The organism is Pseudomonas sp. PA-4-8C, assembly GCF_021606625.1.
Taxonomy (GTDB): domain Bacteria; phylum Pseudomonadota; class Gammaproteobacteria; order Pseudomonadales; family Pseudomonadaceae; genus Aquipseudomonas; species Aquipseudomonas lactis.
In genome coordinates, this window is the sequence record NZ_WKCD01000028.1 from 1 (window position 1) to 21,518 (window position 21,518).

The 21,518-nt window shown below is 61.6% G+C and carries 14 protein-coding genes; 9 read left to right on the forward strand and 5 right to left on the reverse strand.

What is annotated here, in order from left to right:
* Nucleotides 1–256: 256 nt before the first annotated feature.
* From msrA to aceE, 4 genes are all read right to left on the reverse strand, one after another.
* Entirely contained in the window at nt 257–904 is a 648-nt protein-coding gene (gene msrA, locus GIW04_RS07630) for a peptide-methionine (S)-S-oxide reductase MsrA (RefSeq protein ID WP_034134734.1), read from the reverse strand.
* A gap of 72 nt (nt 905–976) precedes the next feature.
* The gene (locus GIW04_RS07635; RefSeq protein WP_003187982.1) at nt 977–3,670 is read right to left on the reverse strand and encodes a putative bifunctional diguanylate cyclase/phosphodiesterase; all 2,694 of its coding nucleotides are present in this window, start codon (nt 3,668–3,670) and stop codon (nt 977–979) included.
* A gap of 409 nt (nt 3,671–4,079) precedes the next feature.
* Complete coding sequence (gene aceF / locus GIW04_RS07640) at nt 4,080–5,726, reverse strand: dihydrolipoyllysine-residue acetyltransferase (RefSeq protein ID WP_034134735.1); 1,647 nt, start codon at nt 5,724–5,726, stop codon at nt 4,080–4,082.
* Nucleotides 5,727–5,737: 11 nt separating this feature from the next.
* Entirely contained in the window at nt 5,738–8,383 is a 2,646-nt protein-coding gene (gene aceE / locus GIW04_RS07645) for a pyruvate dehydrogenase (acetyl-transferring), homodimeric type (protein ID WP_003187985.1), read from the reverse strand.
* A gap of 383 nt (nt 8,384–8,766) precedes the next feature.
* Here aceE and glnE point away from each other — a divergent pair, with 383 nt between their 5' ends.
* From glnE to GIW04_RS07685, 8 genes are read left to right on the forward strand one after another with little or no spacing between them, the layout of a single operon-like run.
* Nucleotides 8,767–11,706 (forward strand): bifunctional [glutamate--ammonia ligase]-adenylyl-L-tyrosine phosphorylase/[glutamate--ammonia-ligase] adenylyltransferase, encoded by a 2,940-nt coding sequence (gene glnE / locus GIW04_RS07650; RefSeq protein ID WP_120247928.1) that lies wholly within the window; start codon nt 8,767–8,769, stop codon nt 11,704–11,706.
* 54 nt (nt 11,707–11,760) lie between these two features.
* Nucleotides 11,761–12,795 (forward strand): lipopolysaccharide heptosyltransferase II, encoded by a 1,035-nt coding sequence (gene waaF / locus GIW04_RS07655; RefSeq protein WP_003187988.1) that lies wholly within the window; start codon nt 11,761–11,763, stop codon nt 12,793–12,795.
* Nucleotide 12,796: 1 nt separating this feature from the next.
* Entirely contained in the window at nt 12,797–13,858 is a 1,062-nt protein-coding gene (waaC, locus tag GIW04_RS07660) for a lipopolysaccharide heptosyltransferase I (RefSeq protein WP_120247929.1), read from the forward strand.
* Nucleotides 13,858–14,982: a glycosyltransferase family 4 protein gene (locus tag GIW04_RS07665; protein ID WP_003187990.1), complete on the forward strand. Its 1,125-nt coding sequence runs from the start codon at nt 13,858–13,860 to the stop codon at nt 14,980–14,982. Before waaC ends, GIW04_RS07665 begins: the two co-directional genes overlap by 1 nt.
* Nucleotides 14,979–15,785, forward strand: a complete 807-nt coding sequence (gene rfaP / locus GIW04_RS07670) for a lipopolysaccharide core heptose(I) kinase RfaP (RefSeq protein WP_003187992.1) — start codon at nt 14,979–14,981, stop codon at nt 15,783–15,785. Before GIW04_RS07665 ends, rfaP begins: the two co-directional genes overlap by 4 nt.
* On the forward strand, nt 15,785–16,519 hold the full coding sequence (locus GIW04_RS07675; RefSeq protein WP_003187993.1) for a lipopolysaccharide kinase InaA family protein: 735 nt from the start codon (nt 15,785–15,787) through the stop codon (nt 16,517–16,519). Before rfaP ends, GIW04_RS07675 begins: the two co-directional genes overlap by 1 nt.
* Nucleotides 16,516–17,268, forward strand: coding sequence for a lipopolysaccharide kinase InaA family protein (locus tag GIW04_RS07680; RefSeq protein ID WP_034134738.1), 753 nt, complete (start codon nt 16,516–16,518; stop codon nt 17,266–17,268). Before GIW04_RS07675 ends, GIW04_RS07680 begins: the two co-directional genes overlap by 4 nt.
* Nucleotides 17,268–18,719, forward strand: coding sequence for a lipopolysaccharide kinase InaA family protein (locus GIW04_RS07685; RefSeq protein ID WP_120247930.1), 1,452 nt, complete (start codon nt 17,268–17,270; stop codon nt 18,717–18,719). Before GIW04_RS07680 ends, GIW04_RS07685 begins: the two co-directional genes overlap by 1 nt.
* Nucleotides 18,720–18,815: 96 nt before the next feature.
* Here GIW04_RS07685 and GIW04_RS07690 read toward each other — a convergent pair whose 3' ends face one another.
* Complete coding sequence (locus tag GIW04_RS07690) at nt 18,816–20,891, reverse strand: TonB-dependent receptor family protein (RefSeq protein ID WP_120247931.1); 2,076 nt, start codon at nt 20,889–20,891, stop codon at nt 18,816–18,818.
* 202 nt (nt 20,892–21,093) lie between these two features.
* Between GIW04_RS07690 and GIW04_RS07695 the strand changes: the two genes are divergently transcribed.
* Nucleotides 21,094–21,429 carry a YceK/YidQ family lipoprotein gene (locus GIW04_RS07695; protein WP_032900370.1) on the forward strand — a complete coding sequence of 112 codons (336 nt, stop codon included), beginning with the start codon at nt 21,094–21,096 and terminating at the stop codon, nt 21,427–21,429.
* The last annotated feature ends 89 nt before the right edge of the window (nt 21,430–21,518 follow it).

The window sequence follows — 21,518 nt, forward strand, 5'->3', positions numbered from 1 at the left end:
ATTTGGGGGGCCGCCGCCACGCGCCATCCATGGCGCGGGGCGGCTAAACCGGCATCCCTGCCGGTTTACCCCCCAAATCACTGTCGAATTACGGCCAGCGTGGTTTAACGGGGCGCTTGAGATCAAAGGCAGATCAAGATCAAGAGCGGCTCGCTTCGCATCGTGGTTACCGTCGGCTAAGACAACCTACAAAATTGTGTAGATACCTATGGCTATCGGGGGCAAGCCCCCTCCCACATTTGGTTTTATGTTGACCTTAGATCGGGCAGGTCACGCCCGTACCGCCGATCCCGCAGTAACCCTGTGGATTCTTCGCCAGGTACTGCTGGTGATACGCCTCGGCGAAGTACACCGTCGGGGCCTCTTCGATTTCCGTGGTGATCTCACCCAGGCCGGCCTTGCTGAGCTCTTGTTGATAAGCCTGGGCACTGGCCTTGGCCGCCGCCAGTTGCTCAGGTGTGGTGGCGTAGATCACCGAACGGTACTGGCTGCCGATGTCGTTGCCCTGGCGCATGCCCTGGGTCGGGTTGTGCAGTTCCCAGAACATCTTCAGCAGGTCTTCGTATTTCACCTTGGCCTGGTCATACACCACCAGCACCACCTCGCTGTGGCCGGTCAGGCCCGAGCAGACTTCTTCATAAGTCGGGTTGGGCGTAAAGCCGCCGGCGTAGCCCACCACGGTGCTGACCACGCCGTCGCGCTGCCAGAACTTGCGTTCCGCGCCCCAGAAACAGCCCAGGCCGAAGATCGCAAAGCCGACATCATCCAGGAACGGGCCCAGCAGTGGGTTGCCGTTGACGAAGTGCGTTTCGGGCAACTTCATCGGGGTTTCACGGCCAGGCAGAGCTTGTTCTTGAGTAGGCAGCACGTTTTTGTTCACCAGAATTTCCGAGCGCAAGACCATGATCAGTCCTCTCGTCAGGTTGAGTAACAGTAAATTGTCAGACAGCCAGTGTGCCCGAGTGTTACAGCGCTGTCAGGCGATTGGCCCGCGCGGGTAGCGTTTAAGCCTGTGCAGCAGCTCGGCACCCGGGATCGGGCGGTCGAACAGATAGCCCTGGCCCACGTCGCAACGGTGCCGGCGCAGGAAGGCCAACTGCTCAGCGGTCTCGATGCCTTCGGCCACCACCTTGAGCTTGAGGTTGTGGGCCATGGCGATCACCGCTGAGGTGATTTCCATGTCGTCCTGGTTGTCCGGGATTTCATGGATAAAGCTGCGATCAATCTTAATGATGTCGATGGGGAATTTTTTCAAGTAGCTCAGCGACGAGTAACCGGTGCCGAAGTCGTCCATCGCCAGGGTCAGGCCGAAGCTCTTGAGCTGGTCCAGTTGCAGGCGCGTGTCTTCGGTGGCTTCCAGCAGCAAGCCTTCGGTCAGCTCCAGCTCCAGCAGGTTGGCCGGCAGCTGTTCCTCCTTGAGGATGGTCGCAATCGACGCCACCAGGTCCGGGTCGGAGAATTGCTTGGGCGACAGGTTGATGGCCACCTGCAAGTTGCCCAGGCCTGCGGCGGTCAATTGCCGGCTCATGCGGCAAGCCTGGCGCGCGATCCATTTGCCGATGGGGATAATCAGCCCGGTTTCTTCGGCCACGCTGATGAACTGGTCGGGGCGGATCATGCCCTTTTCCGGATGGTTCCAGCGCAACAGCGCTTCCATGCCCAGCAAGCGGCCGCTGCGCAGGCACAGCTTGGGCTGGTAGAACACGTCCAGTTCGTTCTGGGTCAGGGCACGGCGCAGGTTATTTTCCACGAACAGCTTGTAGCTGGCCTCGGCGTTCAGCGCTTCGGTGAACACTTGCACCTGGTGCTTGCCGTTGGCCTTGGCCTTGTGCAGGGCCAGGCCGGCGTTGCGCATCAGGGTTTGCGGGTCGCGGCCATGCAGCGGCGCGCAGGCCAGGCCCACGGAGCCGGTGACGCTGATCAGCTGGTTGTCGACGAACATCGGCTTGTCGAGGGTGGCCAGCAACTGGCTGGCCACCTGCTGGCCGGTCTCAAGGTCGGCGTCGTCCAACAGCACCGCGAATTCGTTACTGGCAAAACGCGCCAGGCTGCCGCCGCTGCTCAAGCTGTTGCGCAGGCGGCGCGCCAGGCTGATCAGCAACTTGTCGCCAGTCTGGTGGCCGAGGCTGTCGTTGATGCGCTTGAAGTTGTCGATGTCCACCAACAGCAGGCTGATCGGGCTGTCGCTGTCGCGGGCAAAGCGTTCGTCGAGGTTGCGAATGAACGCCGGTCGGTTGCCCAGGTTGGTCAGGTTGTCGGTGTAGGCCAGGCGTTCGATGCGCTGCTGCGCCAGCTTGGTCTGGGTGATGTCTTCGTAGATGCCGATGTAGTGGGTCAACTCGCGGTTGTCGCCATACACTTTGGAAATCGACAGCTGGCCCCAGTAGGGTTCCAGGTTCTTGCGGCGGCTCTTGAACTCGCCTTGCCAGCTGTTGCTTTTGGCCAGGGCCGAGGGTGCGTCGAACAGCAACTCGCTGAGGTTTTCCAGGGCCGGCAGTTGGGCCAGGCGATGGCCGTGGACTTCTTCGGCGCTGTACTGGGTAATCGCGGTGAAGCTGGGGTTGACGTACTCCACCACGCCATCGCAATTGACCAGCAAGAACGCGTTGGCGCTTTGCTCTACCGCGCGCTGGAACAGGTGCAAGGCGCTGGTGGCGGTGCGGCGGTTGTGGTTGTTGATGACCTGGGCGAACTGGTCTGCCAGCTCGCCAGCGAACGCGATCTCATCGGACTGCCACGCGCGCGGGCTGCCGCCTTGTTCCAGGCACAGCACGCCGACGACCTGGCCATCGACACGGATGCTGGCATCGAGCATCGCGTGGACGTCCTTGGCGCGCAGGCTTTCGGCCATTTCCCGGGTACGTGGGTCGCGCAGCGCATGGGTGGCATCGATGGCGCGGCTCGAGTGCAGGGCTTCCAGGTAATCCGGGAAGCCACTGGCGTCGATGGCTTCGGGCAGGTGGTGTTGTTGATCGGCACGGTGGTAGGCCGAGATCGGTACCAGGTGATGGCCTTCGAGGTTCCAGATGCTGGCGCAGTCGATCTGGTAGATGTCGCACGCGCTGCGCGTGATCAGCTCAGCGGCTTCTTGCAGGGAGTTGGGCGTGGTGTAGCGTTGGCGCGCCAGCAGCAGGATCAACTCCTGCTGGGCACGCACCCGCTCCAGGTGCTGCAACTGTTCCTGCTGCGCTCGCTGGTTGAGCTCCAGGGCGATTTGCAGGCGGCTGTTCTGGTTTTCCAGGTCGACGGTTGGGGCGGGCGTGCTGATCTCGCTGAACAGCCCCTCAACCACCATCAGGTAGCCGCGCACCAGGTGGCGGTTGTGTTGTTTGTAGGCTTCGCCCATCTCCAAAACGCTTAGCGGGCCGTCATGGGTGTGCAGGGTGTAGCGCACCAGATAATGGGGGCTCTGGGCCAGTTGTTGCTGGATCGCATCGTGCAACTGATAGCGCGCCTGGGGTTCCATCAGGCTGGCGTAGGGCGTGCCGATCAAGGCGCAGAGTTCAACCGCTGGCAGGCCAAACTGACGCTCGCAATTGGGGTCGAGGTAGAGCAGCGCCCAGCTTGCCTCATTAAGCCGCTCGAAACGCAGCATACCGAGGCGCGAAGGCACCGGTAATTGCGTCACTACCTCGGCCGCCATACGGGCGACATCGGGTTGGCTTTTCATGGGGAAACTCGCTTGGAAAAATGCGCACTGCGCTGGGCTCACGCCCTCTTGACTGTCGACTGCGGCAAGGTTGCATCATGCAGCACGCAGTGACAAGAGAGGATGAAGGCTAAGTGCTATAAGCCTGTTATCGGCCGCGCGAGGGTTTTCTGTAATTGGGGTGATCGATGGTTCACGCCTGTCCTCTGTAGGAGCGAGGGGGACGCCTAGTTCTTGCTCGCGAAAAACGCCAGGGCACCGCGTTTATCCAGAAGGCCCGCGTCATCGTTGACGATCTTCGCGAGCAAGCTCGCTCCTACAAAAAAAACAGGCAAAAAAAGCCCCGCCAAGTGGCGGGGTTGAGGTACGAGCGTGGCGCTCGGAAATCGGTGTGGCAAGGGCCTTCCCGGTAACAGGAAGGCCCTGTGACTTACAGCAGGATGGTGCGGATGTCGTTCAGCAACTGGCTCAGGCGCTGGGTGAAGCGCGCAGCCGCGGCGCCGTTGATCACGCGGTGATCGTAGGACAGCGACAGTGGCAGCATCAGCTTGGGTTGGAACGCTTTACCGTCCCACACAGGCTGGATGGTGGCCTTGGACACACCCAGGATCGCCACTTCCGGCGCGTTGACGATTGGCGTGAAGCCAGTGCCGCCAATGTGGCCGAGGCTGGAGATGGTGAAGCAGGCGCCCTGCATGTCGTCCGGGGTGAGCTTCTTGTCGCGGGCCTTGGCAGCCAGCGCAGCCGCTTCGCCAGCCAGTTGCAGCAGGCTCTTCTGGTCGACGTTCTTGATGACCGGTACCAGCAGGCCATCCGGGGTGTCGACCGCAAAGCCGATATGCACGTACTTCTTGCGAATGATCGCCTTGCCGCTTGGCGCCAGCGAGCTGTTGAAGTCCGGCAGTTCCTTGAGCAGGTGTGCACAGGCCTTGAGCAGCAGTGGCAGCACGGTCAGCTTCACGCCGGCCTTCTCGGCCACGGCTTTCTGCGCAACGCGGAACGCTTCCAGGTCGGTGATATCGGCCTGGTCGAACTGGGTCACGTGCGGGATGTTCAGCCAGCTGGCGTGCAGGCCTGCCGCGCCGATTTGCATCAGGCGGGTCATCGGCACTTCTTCGATTTCGCCGAAACGGCTGAAATCCACGGTACGGATCGGCGGAATGCCCGAACCACCGGTAGCGCCGCCGGCAGCCGGAGCTTCCTTGGCTTTTTGCATCATGGCTTTGACGTAAGCCTGCACGTCTTCCTTCAGCACACGGCCGTGAGGGCCGCTGGCTGCAACAGCGCTCAGCTCGACGCCGAATTCACGGGCCAGCTGACGCACGGCTGGGCCGGCGTGAACCTTGGCACCGCTTGGCGCAGGTGCGGCAGCCGCAGGGGCTGGCGCAGCTTCGGCTTTTGCGGCCGGCGCAGGAGCAGCAGCGGCAGGTGCCGCTTCAGCCTTGGCAGCCGGAGCAGCAGCCGGTGCTGGTGCGGCGGCTGGGGCAGCACCTTGTACTTTGAGCTTGAGGATGAAGTCACCGGTGCCGACTTCGTCTTCGAGCTTGACCGCAATGCTTTCCACCACGCCGGCAGCCGGCGATGGGATCTCCATGGAGGCCTTGTCGGACTCCAGGGTGATCAGCGATTGGTCGGCTTCGACGGTATCGCCGACCTTGACCAGCAGCTCGATGATCTTGGCCTTGCCCGACGAGCCGATGTCCGGGACGTGAATGTCCTGGACGGTCGCGGCGGCAGGTGCAGCGGCCGGGGCTGGAGCAGCCTCGGCAGCGGCAGGCTTTTCAGCGGCTGGTGCAGGTGCAGCAGCGGCCGGAGCCGCGGCCGCAGGGGCTGCATCGGCAGCGCCTTCGATTTCCAGCTCCAGCAGTTCGTCGCCTTCTTTCAGGCGGTCGCCCAGCTTCACTTTCAGGCTCTTGACCACGCCGGCCTTGGGAGCAGGGATTTCCATGCTCGCCTTGTCCGACTCCAGGGTCAGGATGCTCTGGTCGGCTTCGACGGTGTCGCCGACCTTCACAAACAGCTCGATTACTTCACCTTCACCGCTGCCGATGTCAGGTACGCGAATGAGTTCGCTCACAAAAAATCTCCTCAGCAGTCCAGTGGGTTGCGTTTTTCCGGGTTGATCCCGAACTTGACGATAGCGTCAGCCACCACCTTAGGTTCGATCTCACCACGGTCAGCCAAGGCTTCCAGGGCTGCCAACACCACGAAGTGACGGTCGACTTCGAAGAAGTGACGCAGCTTCTTGCGGCTGTCACTGCGGCCGAAACCATCGGTGCCCAGGACTTTGAATTCCTTGGACGGGACCCACTGGCGAATTTGTTCAGCAAACAGTTTCATGTAGTCGGTAGAGGCGATGACTGGGCCCTTACGGCCGGCCAGGCACTCTTCGACGTAGCTCTTGGCTGGCTTCTGGCCAGGGTGCAGACGGTTGCTGCGCTCCACGGCCAGGCCATCACGGCGCAGTTCGTTGAAGCTGGTGACGCTCCATACGTCGGCACCGACGTTGAACTCGTCACGCAGGATCTTCGCCGCTTCACGCACTTCGCGCAGGATGGTGCCAGAGCCCATCAGCTGTACGTGGTGCGCCGCTTCCTTGGTGTCTTCTTCGAGCAGGTACATGCCCTTGATGATGCCTTCTTCCACACCGGCCGGCATGGCTGGCTGCTGGTAGGACTCGTTCATCACGGTGATGTAGTAGAAAACGTCCTGCTGCTCTTCGGTCATCTTCTTCATGCCGTCCTGGATGATCACCGCCAGCTCATAGCCGTAGGTTGGATCAAAGGTGCGGCAGTTCGGGATGGTGGCAGCCAGGATGTGGCTGTGACCGTCTTCGTGTTGCAGGCCTTCGCCGTTCAGCGTGGTACGGCCGGCGGTACCGCCGATCAGGAAACCACGGGTGCGGCTGTCGCCAGCGGCCCAGGCCAGGTCGCCGATACGCTGGAAGCCGAACATCGAGTAGAAGATGTAGAACGGCAGCATTGGCTGGTTATGGCTGGAGTACGAAGTACCGGCAGCGATGAAGGAGCTCATGGCGCCCGCTTCGTTGATGCCTTCTTCGAGGATCTGGCCCTTCTTGTCTTCCTTGTAGAACATCACCTGGTCTTTATCGACTGGCTCGTAGAGCTGGCCGACGGAGGAGTAGATGCCCAACTGACGGAACATGCCTTCCATACCGAAGGTACGGGCTTCGTCCGGGATGATCGGAACGATGCGCGGGCCGATGTCCTTGTCCTTGACCAGCTGCGCCAGAATACGCACGAAGGCCATGGTGGTGGAGATTTCACGGTCGCCCGAGCCGTCAAGGATAGCCTTGAGGGTGCTCAGGTCTGGCGTCGGTACGCTGAAGCTGTTGGCGCGGCGCTGTGGCACGAAACCGCCCAGTGCACTGCGACGCTCGCTCAGGTAGCGGGCTTCGGCGCTGTTTGGCTCTGGCTTGAAGAACGGCAGGTTCTCCAGCTCTTCGTCCTTGACCGGAATGTCGAAGCGGTCGCGGAACAACTTCAGGCTGTCGACATCGACTTTCTTGGTGTTGTGCGCGGTGTTCTTCGCTTCGCCGGCACCGGTGCCATAACCCTTGATGGTCTTGGCCAGGATGACGGTGGGTTGTTCTTTGTGGTTGACCGCTTCGTGGTACGCTGCGTAGACCTTGTACGGGTCGTGGCCGCCACGGTTGAGCTTCCAGATCTCGTCGTCGGACAGGTCGGCAACCATCGCCTTGAGTTCAGGCGTGTTGAAGAAGTGCTCGCGAACGAACGCGCCGTCTTTGGCTTTGTAGTTCTGGTACTCGCCGTCGATGACTTCGTCCATGCGACGTTGCAGGATACCGTCGACGTCCTTGGCCAGCAGTGGGTCCCAGAAGCGGCCCCAGATGACTTTGGTCACGTTCCACTGAGCACCGCGGAACACGCCTTCGAGTTCTTGGATGATCTTGCCGTTGCCGCGAACCGGGCCGTCGAGGCGCTGCAGGTTGCAGTTGATGACGAAGATCAGGTTGTCGAGCTTCTCGCGGCCGGCCAGGGAAATGGCGCCCAGGGATTCCGGCTCGTCGCACTCGCCGTCGCCCAGGAAGCACCAGACTTTCTGCTTGCCTTCAGGGATGAAGCCACGGGCTTCCAGGTACTTCATGAAGCGTGCCTGGTAGATCGCCTGGATCGGGCCCAGACCCATGGAAACGGTCGGGAACTGCCAGAAATCAGGCATCAGCCAAGGGTGCGGGTAGGACGACAGGCCCTGACCGTCGACTTCCTGGCGGAAGTTGTTCATTTGTTCTTCGCTGATGCGACCTTCCATGAACGCACGGGCGTAGACGCCTGGCGAGGTGTGGCCCTGGAAGTAGATCAGGTCGCCGCCGTGTTCGTCGGTCGGGGCCTGGAAGAAGTAGTTGAAGCCGATGTCATACAGGGTTGCGCTGGAAGCGAAGCTGGAGATGTGACCGCCCAGGTCCGAATCTTTCAAGTTCGTGCGCATTACCATCGCCATGGCGTTCCAACGTACCAGCGAGCGAATGCGGCGTTCCATGAACAGGTCGCCAGGCATGCGTGCTTCGTGGGTAACGGGGATGGTGTTGCGGTATGGCGTAGTGATGGCGTAAGGCAGTTGCGAGCCGCTGCGGGTCGCGAGTTCGCCCATACGGGTCATCAGGTAGTGAGCACGGTCTTCGCCTTCTTTGTCGAGAACCGATTCCAGGGCGTCCAGCCATTCCTGGGTTTCGACGGGATCGAGGTCTTGCATGGCTTGCTCCAGGGCGGAAAGGCTACCAGAATCGGTTGCCTGAAGTTTGCGACTGGCCTTGTGGGCAGACGACATAAATTCTTGGATGGCCGAAGGTTGCTTCGGCGTCCTGTAGTTTTACTACAAATCGTCGGCCATTTCAGCCTTTCGAATGTATATACGAGTAGTAAAACTACACAAGACTGAGCGTATGGCTCGGTCTTGCTGGTGAGCATAATCGTTATTGTTGGTCTATTGCGAACAAGAAAAGGTGAAACTTTGATGTTGCCTGCCAAGATTAATTTAATTTCAGCTATTTCTAACCTTTGTTCGACAGTCCTTCACCGAGCATGGCTCTTGCCTTCACAACTACACGCCATTTACACGCCGATCAAGGATAGACCATGAGCCTTCCAACGCTGGCCGAACTGCCGGCCATTCTGTTGCCTTACGCCAACCGGGCCGAGCAGTCATTTCGTGACGCAGTGGCCGCGCTGGCTGACGATCATGGCCTTTCTGCGTGGATGCCGCAACGGTGGGCCGACTTCGCCCGCGTATGCGCCGCCAGTGATTTCGTCATTGAACAGAGTGTTCGTGACCCTTTGATGTTGCTTGAGCTAGCGGCCTGGGGCGAGCTGGACCGCGGCTTTGCGCCCGGTGAGCTGTGCAGCCAGATAGCCGGCGCCGTGCAACAGGCCGAAACAGAAGATGAGCTGGGCCGTGTGCTGCGCCGCCAACGCACGCGCCAGCAGGTGCGCATCATCTGGCGCGACCTCACACGCCAGGCCGATTTGGTGCAAACCTGTCGCGACCTGTCCGACATGGCCGACGCCTGCATCGACCAGGCCTATCAATGGCTGTACCAGCGCCACTGCGCCCAATTCGGCACGCCGACCGGCGCACGCAGCGGCGAGGCGCAGCACATGGTCATCCTCGGCATGGGCAAGCTCGGTGCGGTGGAGCTGAACCTGTCGTCGGATATCGATTTGATCTTCGCTTATCCAGAAGGCGGTGAAACGATGGGCGTGAAGCGCGCCCTGGATAATCAGGAGTTCTTTATCCGCCTGGGTCAAAAGCTGATCAAGGCCCTGGACCCGATGACCGTCGACGGTTTTGTCTTCCGCGTCGATATGCGCCTGCGTCCCTACGGTTCGGCCGGCGCCTTGGTGCTCAGCTTCAACGCGCTGGAGCAGTACTACCAGGATCAGGGCCGGGACTGGGAGCGCTACGCCATGATCAAGGCGCGGGTGGTGGCCGGCGACCAGGTGGCTGGCGCGCAACTGCTCGACATGCTGCGCCCGTTTGTCTATCGCCGTTATCTGGACTTTTCGGCCATTGAAGCGCTGCGCACCATGAAGCAATTGATCCAGCAGGAAGTGCGGCGCAAGGGCATGGCCGACAATATCAAGCTGGGCGCGGGCGGCATTCGTGAGGTGGAATTTATCGCCCAGGCCTTCCAGCTGATCCATGGCGGCCGCGACCTCAGCCTGCAGCAACGCCCGCTGTTGAACGTGCTGGGCACCCTGGAAGGCCAGGGTTATTTGCCTGCGGCGGTGATCAGCGAGCTGCGCAGCGGTTACGAGTTTTTGCGTTACACCGAACATGCGATCCAGGCGATTGCCGACCGCCAGACGCAAATGCTGCCGGACAGCCCCGAAGACCAGGCGCGCATTGCCTTTATGCTGGGCTTCAGTGACTGGGCGGCGTTCCACGAGCGCCTGATGTACTGGCGCGGCCGTGTGGACTGGCACTTTCGCCAAGTGATTGCCGACCCTGATGAAGAAGAGGGTGAAGAAAGCGAATTGGTGGTCGGTGGTGAATGGTTGCCGCTGTGGGAGGAATCCCAGGATGACGACGCCGCGCGTCGCCAATTGAGTGAAGGCGGTTTCACCGATGCCCCCAAGGCCCTCAAGGCCTTGGCCAGCCTGCGCGCCAGCCCGCAGTTGCGCGCCATGCAGCGCCTTGGGCGCGAGCGCCTGGATGCGTTTATCCCGCGCCTGCTGGCCCAGGCCGTCGAACATGCCAACCCGGACCTGGTGCTGGAACGCGTGTTGCCGCTGGTGGAAGCCGTGGCCCGGCGTTCGGCCTACCTGGTGCTGCTCACCGAGAACCCCGACGCCCTGCGTCGCCTGTTGACCTTGTGCGCAGCCAGCCCGTGGATCGCCGAACAGATCACCCGTTTCCCGCTGTTGCTGGATGAATTGCTCAACGAAGGCCGCTTGTTCAAGCCGCCGCTGGCGCCGGAACTGGCTGCGGAGTTGCGCGAGCGCCTCACGCGTATTCCCGAAGATGACCTTGAGCAACAGATGGAAGCCTTGCGCCATTTCAAACTGGCGCACCGCCTGCGGGTGGCTGCCTCGGAAATCGCCGGCAGCCTGCCGTTGATGAAGGTCAGCGACTACCTCACCTGGCTGGCCGAAGCCATTCTTGAACAAGTGCTGGCCCTGGCCTGGCGCCAGACGGTCGCCCGCCACGGTTCGCCGCAGCGCCTGGACGGCACCCTGTGCGATCCTGGGTTCATCATTGTCGGTTATGGGAAAGTCGGCGGCATCGAACTGGGGCATGGTTCGGACCTGGACTTGGTGTTTATCCATGACGGCGACCCCCAGGCCGAGACGGACGGTGCCAAGCCGATCGATGGCGCGCAGTTCTTTACGCGCCTGGGCCAGCGCATCATTCACCTGCTGACCACCCAGACCAACTCCGGCCAGCTGTATGAAGTGGACATGCGCCTGCGACCTTCCGGCGCCTCCGGCTTGCTGGTGAGTTCCCTGGGGGCGTTTGACCGCTATCAACAAAATGAAGCCTGGACCTGGGAACATCAGGCCCTGATCCGTGCGCGGGTGCTGGTAGGCAGCCAGGATGTGGGCCAGGCGTTCGAGCAGGTACGGGCCAACGTGTTGGGGCGTGAACGGGACTTGGAGAAGCTGCGCCAGGAGGTGAGCGAGATGCGTGCCAAGATGCGTGACAACCTGGCCACCAAGGCCACGACGGCCGGCAGGGGCGCCAATGCCTTCGAGGCCACGGCGCTGTTCGACCTCAAGCAGGACGCCGGAGGTATCGTCGATATTGAATTTATGGTGCAATACGCGGCTTTGGCGTGGTCTGCGCAACATCCATCGTTGCTGCGCTACACCGACAATATCCGCATTTTGGAGGGCCTGGAGCAGGTCGGGCTGATGCCCGCCGCCGATGCCCATTTGCTGCGTGAGGTGTACAAGGCCTACCGCTCCGCCGCGCACCGCCAGGCTTTGCAGAACGAGGCCGGCACGGTCGCCGGGGACCAGTTCGCCGACGAGCGGCGACAGGTGATGCGAATCTGGCAAGCGCTGGGCTTGAGCTGAAACACTATTAGGGCGGGGAGGCATAAGCCTCCCCGCATCGTTTGTGGAAACTACATGAATATTCTGATCGTTGGGCCCAGTTGGGTCGGTGACATGGTGATGGCACAGACACTGTTTCAGTGCCTGCGCCTGCGCTATCCAGACTGCCAGATCGACGTGCTCGCCCCTGAGTGGAGCCGGCCGATCCTTGAGCGTATGCCCCAGGTGCGCAAAGCCTTGAGCTTCCCGCTCGGCCACGGCGCCCTGGAACTGGCGACCCGCCGACGTATCGGCAAGTCCATGGCCGGCCAGTACGACCAGGCGATCCTGCTGCCTAACTCGCTGAAGTCGGCGCTGGTGCCGTATTTTGCCGGTATCCCCAAGCGCACCGGCTGGCGCGGCGAGTTTCGCTATGTGCTGCTCAATGACGTACGCACCCTGGATAAAGGCCGCTACCCGTTGATGATCGAACGCTTTATGGCTTTGGCCTACGAGCCGGGCGCTGAACTGCCCAAGCCGTACCCGCGCCCCAGCTTGCAGATCGACCCGGTGACCCGCGACGCGGCGCTGGCCAAGTTTGGCCTGACCCTGGATCGGCCCGTATTGGCTCTGTGCCCTGGCGCCGAGTTTGGCGAGTCCAAGCGCTGGCCGTCGGAGCATTACGCCAAAGTTGCCGAGACGAAGATCCGCGAAGGCTGGCAGGTGTGGTTGTTCGGTTCCAAGAACGATCATTCGGTGGGTGAAGACATCCGCCAGCGCCTGATCCCCGGTCTGCGTGAAGAGGCGGTGAACCTCAGTGGCGACACGTCTCTGGCCGAGGCCATCGACCTGTTGTCGTGCGCCGACTCGGTGGTGTCCAACGACTCCGGCCTGATGCATGTGGCGGCGGCGCTGAACCGTCCGCTGGTGGCGGTGTACGGCTCCACATCCCCAGGCTTCACTCCGCCGTTGGCCGACAAGGTCGAAGTGGTGCGCCTGGGCCTGGATTGCAGCCCGTGCTTTGAGCGTACCTGCCGCTTCGGCCACTACAACTGCCTGCGCCAGTTGCTGCCCCAGCCGGTCACCGATGCCTTGCAGCGGTTGCAGGGCGACGTGGTCGAGGTTCGCTGAGTTGCGGGTTCTGGTAATCAAGACCTCATCCCTGGGCGACGTGATCCATGCCTTGCCGGCGCTCACCGACGCCGCGCGGGCGATCCCCGGCATTCGGTTCGATTGGGTGGTGGAAGAAGGCTTTGCCGAAATCCCCACCTGGCATCCGGCGGTCGACAAGGTGATCCCGGTGGCGATCCGCCGCTGGCGCAAAAACCTTTGGCAAACCGTCAAGAGTGGCGAATGGCGGCGCTTCAAGCAGGCGGTGCAGTCGACCAAATATGACTTGGTGATCGACGCCCAGGGCTTGCTCAAAAGCGCCTGGCTGACCCGCTATGTGCGGGCGCCCATCGCCGGCTTCGACAAAGATTCTGCGCGAGAACCTCTGGCTGCGCGCTTTTATTCCCGGCGCCTGGCCGTGGCCCGTGGGCAGCATGCGGTAGAACGCTTGCGCCAGTTGTTCGCTGTGGCGCTGGGCTACGACCTGCCTCAACGCCTGGGCGACTACGGCCTGAGCGTCGAAAAACTGCTCGGCCTGCCGCCGAAAAAACCGTTCGTATTGCTGCTGCACGGTACCACCTGGGACACCAAGCACTGGCCCGAAGCCTATTGGCGCGAGCTGGCCGAACGCATGGGCCGCCTGGGCGTGGACGTGAAACTGCCGTGGGGCAACGCCGTCGAAAAGGCGCGGGCCGAACGCTTGGCCCTGGGCCTGCCCAACGCTGAAGTGTTGCCCAAGCTCAATCTGGCGGGCGTGGCCCGTATATTGGCGAGCGCCCGTGCCTGCGTGGCCGTCGACACCGGCCTCGGCCACTTGGCGGCGGCATTGGACGTGCCGACCATTTCCCTGTTCGGCCCCACCAACCCAGGCCTTACCGGCGCCTATGGCAAAGGCCAGATCCATTTGGCCAGCGACTGGCCGTGTGCGCCTTGCCTGCAAAAACAGTGCACGTATCAACCCACTGCCGACGACCTGCGGCGGTTCGACATCGCGCGCGAGTCACCCCTGTGCTTCACGCGCCTGAATCCTGAGCGTGTCGCAAGCCGGCTGAGCACGTTGTTACTGGCCGAGGAGCAGCACTGATGCAACTGGCTTTTGTTCTGTACAAGTACTTCCCTTTCGGTGGCCTGCAACGCGACTTCATGCGCATCGCCCTGGAGTGTCAGCAGCGCGGCCACAGCATTCGGGTGTACACCCTGATCTGGGAAGGCGATATCCCGCCAGGCTTTGAAGTGCTGGTGGCGCCGGTCAAGGCCTTGGTCAACCACCGCCGCAACGAAAAGCTCTACGCCTGGATTCAGGCCGACCTGGCCAAGCGCCCGGTAGACCGCGTGGTGGGCTTCAACAAGATGCCGGGGCTGGACCTGTACTTTGCCGCCGACGGTGTGTTCGAGGACAAGGCCCAGACCCTGCGCAACCCGATGTATCGCTGGTTCGGGCGCTACAAGCACTTTGCCGAATACGAGCGCGCCGTGTTCGATAAGAACGCCAAGACGCAGATCATGGTGTTGTCCGAGCATCAGCAGCAGTTGTTCACCCAGTACTACGGCACCCAGGCTGAGCGTTTTCACCTGTTGCCACCGGGTATCGCCCGCGACCGCCGCGCGCCGCCGAACGCCGCCGAGATCCGTGCCGAGTTCCGCGCTGAATTTCGCTTGGCTGAAGATGATTTGCTGTTGGTGCAGATCGGTTCGGGGTTCAAGACCAAGGGCGTCGACCGCAGCCTCAAGGCGCTGGCCGCACTGCCTTCGCGCCTGAAGAAACGCACCCGGCTATTTGTAATCGGCCAGGACGACCCCAAAGTATTCCAATTGCAGAGCGCAGCGCTGGGCCTGGGCGACCAGGTGCAGTTCTTCAAGGGCCGCAATGATATTCCGCGCTTCCTGCTGGGGGCCGACCTGTTGATTCACCCCGCGTACAACGAGGCGGCCGGCATGGTGCTGGTCGAAGCGGTGGTCGCCGGCCTCCCGGTACTGGTGAGCCAGGTGTGCGGCTATGCGTTCTACATCGACAAGGCCCAGAGCGGCCGGGTGTTGGACGAGCCGTTCGAGCAAACCCAGCTCAACCAGTATCTGGTCGATATGCTCGACGACCCACAAGCGCGTGCGACCTGGAGTCGCAATGGTCTGGCCTTCGCTGAGACGGCCGACCTCTTTAGCATGCCGCAGTACGCTGCGGACCTGATTCTGGCGGAGCCAAACCGATGAAGTTGATTCTAGCCGAACCCTTCAAGACCCTCTGGGACGGGCGCGATGCGTTCGCCGAGGTCGAGAAGCTGGAAGGCCAGGTATTCCGCGAGCTGGCCGCTCGCCGTACGTTACGTACGGTGGTCGAGGGCCAGCCTTATTTTGTGAAGATTCACCGTGGGATCGGCTGGGGCGAGATCCTCAAGAACCTGGTCACCGCCAAATTGCCAGTATTGGGCGCGGGCCAGGAGTGGGTGGCGATCCAGCGTTTGCAGGCGCTTGGCGTGCCGACCATGACCGCCGTGGCGTTCGGTGAAAAAGGCAGCAACCCGGCCGACCAGCATTCGTTCATCATCACCCAGGAACTGACCCCCATCATCAGCCTGGAAGACCTGACCCTGGACTGGGTCAAGCAACCGCCCGTGCCGGCCATCAAGCATGCCTTGACCCTTGAGCTGGCGCGTACCGTGGGCGCGATGCACCGTGGCGGCGTCAACCACCGTGATTGCTACCTGTGCCATTTCCTGCTGCACACCGACCGGCCCATCAGCGTCGACAACCTCAAGCTGTCGGTGATCGATCTGCACCGCGCCCAGGTGCGAGCGACGATCCCTGTGCGCTGGCGCAATAAAGACCTGGCCGGCCTGTATTACTCCGCGCTGGAGATCGGCTTGACCCAGCGCGACAAGCTGCGTTTTCTCAAGGCTTACTTCCAGCAGCCGCTGCGCCAGATCCTGGCGGAGCAAACCGCGCTGTTGTCTGCGCTGGAACGCATGGCAGCAAAGCTGTATGCGCGTAAACAACGATACGGGGATGCGATCTGATGGCGGGTTGGAACCTGGAACCTGCCTACGCCGCCCTGGCGGATGACTTTGGAAGCCTGGACGCGGTGTTCGCCCTGCAAGGCGAGCGGCTGACCCGCGACCCGTTGTCTGAAGTGATCCGGGTGGAGCGTGGCGGGGTCAATTATTACGTCAAACGCTACGTAGGTGCCGGCAAGGGCCTGCGTCGTTACCTGGGCCGGCCACGGGTGAAATCCGAATGGCAGAACCTCAAGCGTTTCGCCAAGTGGGGCATCCCCACCGCCGACGTGGTGGCCTGGGGCCTGGACCGCAAGGGACTGGCCTATAACCGAGGTGCCATGATCACCCGTGAACTGCCCAAAACCGAAGATCTGTCGGTGCTGGCCGAGCGTCACGATGAGCGCCTCAAAGATCCCCGGTGGGTCGATGGCATCAGCCGCCAACTCGCCGAATACACGCGCACCATGCACGATCACCGCTTCACCCATAACGACTTGAAGTGGCGCAACCTGCTGGTGGACGACCAGCGCACCCTGTACCTGATCGATTGCCCCAACGGCGATTTCTGGCGCGGCTTCTGGCTCAAGTACCGCATCACCAAAGACCTGGCCTGCCTGGACAAAGTCGCCAAGTATCACTTGTCGGCCACCCAGCGCCTGCGCTTCTACCTGCAATATCGCCAGCGCGCGCACTTGACCGCGTCGGACAAACAGCGAATTCGCCATGTGGTGAAGTTTTTCGAGGGACGCGAATGAGTGACTTCCTGGCGGCCGAAGACCGCGCTCTGCTTGAGCGCAACGGTCTGGCGACCTTCGACGCGTTGTGGGCCAAGCAACTGGATGCGGTGGACGAGCCGAACACCAGCGGCGACGGTTGGAGCAGCGTGTATCGCCTGGAGCTTGAGGGGCAGGGTTACTACCTCAAACGCCAGAGCAATTACCTCACGCGCACCTTGCACCGCCCGTTTGGCGAGCCGAGTTTTGCCCGCGAGTTTCGTAACATCAGCCTGTATCGAAAGCTCGGCATCCCGGCCCTGCAAGCGGCGTTCTTCGGTGAGCGCAAGGTCAAGGGCGAGCGCCGGGCGATGCTGCTCACCCGTGCGCTGGATGGCTGGAATGACCTGGACTCGTTGCTGGAGCAGTGGCCGCAATTGAGCGCGGCCCAGCACAGTGCGATCCTGTCGGCGTGCGGCAAGCTGGCGCGTCATCTGCACAGCGTCGGGCAGGTGCATGGCTGTTTTTACCCCAAGCATATTTTCCTGCAGCCTGCCGGTGAGGGTTACGCCGCGCAGTTGATCGACCTGGAGAAAACCCGCCCGCTGTTGTTTGGCTGGCGTGACCGGGTCAAGGACCTGGAACCGCTGCTGCGCCGCGCGCCGCAATGGTCGGATGTGCAGGTGCGCCAACTGCTGGCGGCGTACCTTGAGCAGCCCGAGGACAGTGCCTTGGTCGCCACTTGGCACCAGCGCCTGACCGCACGCCGCAGCCACAAGGAGAACCGCTGATGCGCTTATCCGAGCTGAAAACAGCTGGGCGTACCCCCAGCCTGCCGCTGACCCTCGACCTGGCGGATGCCGCCGGCCCTGGGCAATTGCAATTGCTGAGCCTGCTGCGGGTGTTGCCGGGGCAGCGCTACGTGGGGGCCGCCGTGTGGCGGGGTCGCCCGGTGTTGGCCAAGTTGTTGGTGGGCAGCAAGGCGGCGCGGCATTTTCAGCGTGAGCTCACAGGTGTACGCCTGTTGGCTGAGCAGGGCCTGACCACGCCGTTGCTGCTGGCCGATGGTTTGCAGGACGGCGAGGGTGGCTGGCTGCTGTTTGAATTTATCGAGGGCGCTCAAAGCCTGTCCGACGCTTGGCTCACCGTCGAAAACCTGCCGCCGTTGGCGGACGAACAAACTGCCGTGCTCGCCGAAGCGCTGGGCGCGATTGCCCAGATGCATGCCAAGGGCCTGTGGCAGGAAGACCTGCATCTGGACAACCTGCTGCGCAAAGACGGCAAGCTGTACTTGATCGATGGCGCCGGCATTCGTGTCGAAGAGGCGGGCAAGCCGCTGTCACGCAATCGCGTGCTGGAAAACCTCGGTGTGTTCTTCGCCCAACTGCCCAAGAGCCTTGAGCCGTTTACCGAAGAGTTGCTGGTGTATTACCTGCTGGCCAACGGCGAACACGCCTTGCCAATGCAAGCCCTGGAAAAGCAGGTGCGTAAAGTCAGCGCTTGGCGTTTGAGAGACTACCTGGACAAGACCGGCCGCGAATGCACGCTGTTCAGTGTGGTGCGTGGCGCTTTTGGCCTGCGTGCGATCCGCCGCGAAGAAGAAGCCGCCATGGTGCCGGTGCTGGAGCAGGCCGATGCGTTGCTCGACCAGGGTCACCTGTACAAGACCGGTGGCGCGGCGAGCGTGGCCAAGGTTGACGTGGCCGGCCGACCGCTGGTGATCAAACGCTACAACATCAAGGGCTTTGCCCATTGGCTCAAGCGCTTCTGGCGCCCGAGCCGCGCCTGGCACTCCTGGCGCGAAGGCAACCGCCTGGCCTTCCTGGGTTTTGCCACACCCAAGCCGCTGGCGGTGCTGGAGAAACGGTTTCTGTGGTTGCGCAGCCGTGCTTACCTGGTCACCGAATACCTGCCTGGGCCAGACATCATCGAGCGCTTTGCGCCGTATGTGGAGAGCGGCGAGGCGCCGGAGAGCGAGTTGCAGGCACTGGACCAGTTGTTTGCCGACTTGATCCGCGAGCGCATCAGCCATGGGGATTTCAAAGGCCATAACCTGTTCTGGAGCGACGGGCGCTGGGCGATGATCGACCTGGATGCCATGTGTCAGCACGGCTCGCTGTCCAGCTTCGCCCCTGCGTATGCCAAAGACCGTGCGCGATTTATGCGTAACTGGCCGCAGGGCAGTGCGCTGTACCAGGTGATTGACCAGCGCTTGCCCAAAGAGGCGGGTGTCGGCAGTTAAATCTATCGCGGGCAAGCCCGCACACACTTGATCTGTGAACGCGGTCAAAATGTGGGAGCGGGCTTGCCTGCGATGGCGCCCGTCCAGGCGCTGCATTCAGAACTGGTACTGCGCCCCAGCCCCCGCATACCACGACCGCCCCGGCGCGGCTTCGTAATAGCGACCATTGCCGTCGCCCACAATTACCGACCCCACATACTGGCGATCCAGCAGGTTATCCAGGCGCAGGGTCTGGTGAAAGGTCCAGTGCTCTACCTTTTGCTCAAACCGCGCGCGCCAGTTGAAGACGCTGTAGGCCGGTGCGGCGCGTTGTTGGTTGGTGTCTTCTACGTAGACCTTGCTGCGGTACATGCCTTCGATGGCGGTGCTGACCCAGTCCCGTGGTTTCCAGTTCAGTTCGGCGAACAGAGTGGTTTGTGGCACGCCGGGGAGGTAGTTGCCTTTGTCGATGGTTTTCCCGTTATTGACGAAGTCGCTGTCGTATTGAGCTTGCAGGCGGGTATAGGCGAGGCTGGTGCTCCAGTGGTCGTTGAGTTGGCTTTCCATGCCTAGTTCGAAGCCGCGGCGCAGAGTGCGGCCGGCGTTTTGGTAGGTAGAGCGCCCGCCGTCTGATCGCGCTATCACTAACTCGTTGTCCGTGGTGATCTGGAATAGAGCAGCATTAATGCGGGTGTCCTGGCCGATGCGCGCCTTCACGCCAACCTCATACTGCTTGCTGACAGACGGCTTGAGGTTGAAGTTAAAACCGTTCGAAGTGTTTGAGTAAGCTGACTCAGCTTGAGTCGGCGTTTCAAAACCTTTGCCTGCGCTTACATAGGCGTGCAGGTCGGGAGTAAAGGCGTACATGGCGCTGATCGACGGGGTGTTCTTCTGGTGAGTCTTACTGCCGCTGTCGTCGCCATCGCTGATGAAGTGGTCGGCCACGTCCATCTTCATAGTGCTGTGACGCAAGCCGGCTTGCAGAGTCCAGTCGCCCAGCAACCAGTTGGCCTGTACGAAAGGGTCGAGGCTGGTGGCGGTGTCGATTTCATCACGGCCCAGGACACCTTTGACGCCGTGTATGCCGTTGACGGTATTTGAGTAGCCCTGGCGATCATCCTGGCTGCGGTCGTAGTCGAGACCGGTGATCAAGGTCAGATCTCCAGGTGCGCTGGTAATGGGTTGCAGCCAATGGACGGAGCCACCGTAGAACGTTCGGTCGAAGTCCACTACGCCGCCGCGTTTGTCCGAGGCGCTGCCGCCTGGTATCGACAGGTACTGAATCACACTGCGTCGCCCGGTGTAGGTATTGACCTGCAAGGTCGCACCACCGAAATACCGCTCGTAATTCATCCCCAATTGCTGATGATCGATACTTTTACGCGTGTTGTATTGCAACGCAGCTGTGTCTACCGAGCGAGGGTCTGCCTTATATGCATCCCATTTCTGCCCCAGTGGATCTTGCGTACCGTTCTGCTCCAGGCTGCTGTAGATCAGCGCCAGCTTGCTGTCGTCATCGGGCTGGAAATTGAGCTTGGCGAAGGTCTGGTCGCGGCGCGCGCTGCTGTGATCGCGGTAGCCATTGGTGTCCATGCGCGAGGCGTCGAGCACAAACCCGGCGCCGGTTGCCGCACCCTCGGCGCTGAGGTGGTTCTTGTTCAGCCCGTCGCTGCCCACCAGGGTTTCGGCGCCGATACGCGGCGGGCCTTCGCCGTCGCGGGAGAACATCTGGATCACGCCGCCGGCGTTGCTGCCATACAGCGTCGCCGCCGGGCCGCGCAGCACTTCGATGCGTTCGGCGGTATCGAGGTTGAAGGTGGCGGCCTGGCCCTGGCCATCCGGGGTACTGGCGGGGATGCCGTCGGCGATCAGCTTGATGCCGCGCACGCCGAATGCTGAACGGGCGCCGAAGCCTCGGGAAGAAATTTGCAGGTCCTGCGCATAGTTCTGGCGGTTTTGCACCACCAGGCCGGGTACGCGGGACAGGGCTTCGGAGGCGTTGATGCCGAGTTGGCCGTCGTTGATCTGTTCGCGGTTGATGCCGTCCACTGAATACGGCAGGTCGAACGTCGGGCTGGCGCTGCGCGAGCCGGTGACCACGCTGGGGTCCAGGATCAGGGGCGCATTGTCGGCCTGGGCGGTGTTACACAGGCCCAGCAGTAAGGCAAGGCAGGTTGGAGCAGAAGGAGTCATGAAAGGGCCGGTTGGTAGCGCGCAAATGAGGGGCGCAGGCGAAAATGTTACAAGTTTAACGACTCGTCCTCTGATTTGCCGAAATCCTTACCGCTGGGCGCAATGGGATGCTTCCTACGCCTAGCGTCGACTGCGTAAGCCTGAAGCCTTGGTTCTGTGGTGTTAGGTTCTCGGTCTTTTTAACAAACAAGAAGAATCAACTATGCGGACTCCTATTCTGAGGTTGCTGGTATTGCTGGGAATATCGTTGCTCATGGGCGGCTGCGGCACTACGACCACGGTGCTGCGTGGCGATGACGTCACTGTTCTGGACCTCAAGAGGAAGAATACCTACTGCAACTCTGTTCCGCGTGTTTATAGCGGCGTGGTTTATGACTTGTGTGTCTTGCATGGGCCGCCGAACTCTGCCAGTGATCTCTCGTTGAATGGTATTCCCTGGGTCATTCTTGATGTGCCCGTCTCTGCTGTCCTGGACACGCTCGTGCTGCCCTACACGATCTACCGCCAAAGCGCGGACGGCAGCATCGAGCTGCGCTAACAGCTTCCTACCGCTTTTAAGCTATAATCCCGCCCTTTAGCTGTTTCCCGCCCCGGCGGGAAACACACTTTTTTCAGGCGCGATGCGCC

Excerpts from the sequence above, each read along its gene's own strand:
- msrA (WP_034134734.1), bottom strand. The coding sequence starts at position 904 with ATGGTCTTGCGCTCGGAAATTCTGGTGAACAAAAACGTGCTGCCTACT.
- GIW04_RS07635 (WP_003187982.1), bottom strand. The coding sequence starts at position 3,670 with ATGAAAAGCCAACCCGATGTCGCCCGTATGGCGGCCGAGGTAGTGACG.
- aceE (WP_003187985.1), bottom strand. The coding sequence starts at position 8,383 with ATGCAAGACCTCGATCCCGTCGAAACCCAGGAATGGCTGGACGCCCTG.
- glnE (WP_120247928.1), top strand. The coding sequence starts at position 8,767 with ATGAGCCTTCCAACGCTGGCCGAACTGCCGGCCATTCTGTTGCCTTAC.
- waaF (WP_003187988.1), top strand. The coding sequence starts at position 11,761 with ATGAATATTCTGATCGTTGGGCCCAGTTGGGTCGGTGACATGGTGATG.
- GIW04_RS07665 (WP_003187990.1), top strand. The coding sequence starts at position 13,858 with ATGCAACTGGCTTTTGTTCTGTACAAGTACTTCCCTTTCGGTGGCCTG.
- rfaP (WP_003187992.1), top strand. The coding sequence starts at position 14,979 with ATGAAGTTGATTCTAGCCGAACCCTTCAAGACCCTCTGGGACGGGCGC.
- GIW04_RS07675 (WP_003187993.1), top strand. The coding sequence starts at position 15,785 with ATGGCGGGTTGGAACCTGGAACCTGCCTACGCCGCCCTGGCGGATGAC.
- GIW04_RS07680 (WP_034134738.1), top strand. The coding sequence starts at position 16,516 with ATGAGTGACTTCCTGGCGGCCGAAGACCGCGCTCTGCTTGAGCGCAAC.
- GIW04_RS07685 (WP_120247930.1), top strand. The coding sequence starts at position 17,268 with ATGCGCTTATCCGAGCTGAAAACAGCTGGGCGTACCCCCAGCCTGCCG.
- GIW04_RS07690 (WP_120247931.1), bottom strand. The coding sequence starts at position 20,891 with ATGACTCCTTCTGCTCCAACCTGCCTTGCCTTACTGCTGGGCCTGTGT.
- GIW04_RS07695 (WP_032900370.1), top strand. The coding sequence starts at position 21,094 with ATGCGGACTCCTATTCTGAGGTTGCTGGTATTGCTGGGAATATCGTTG.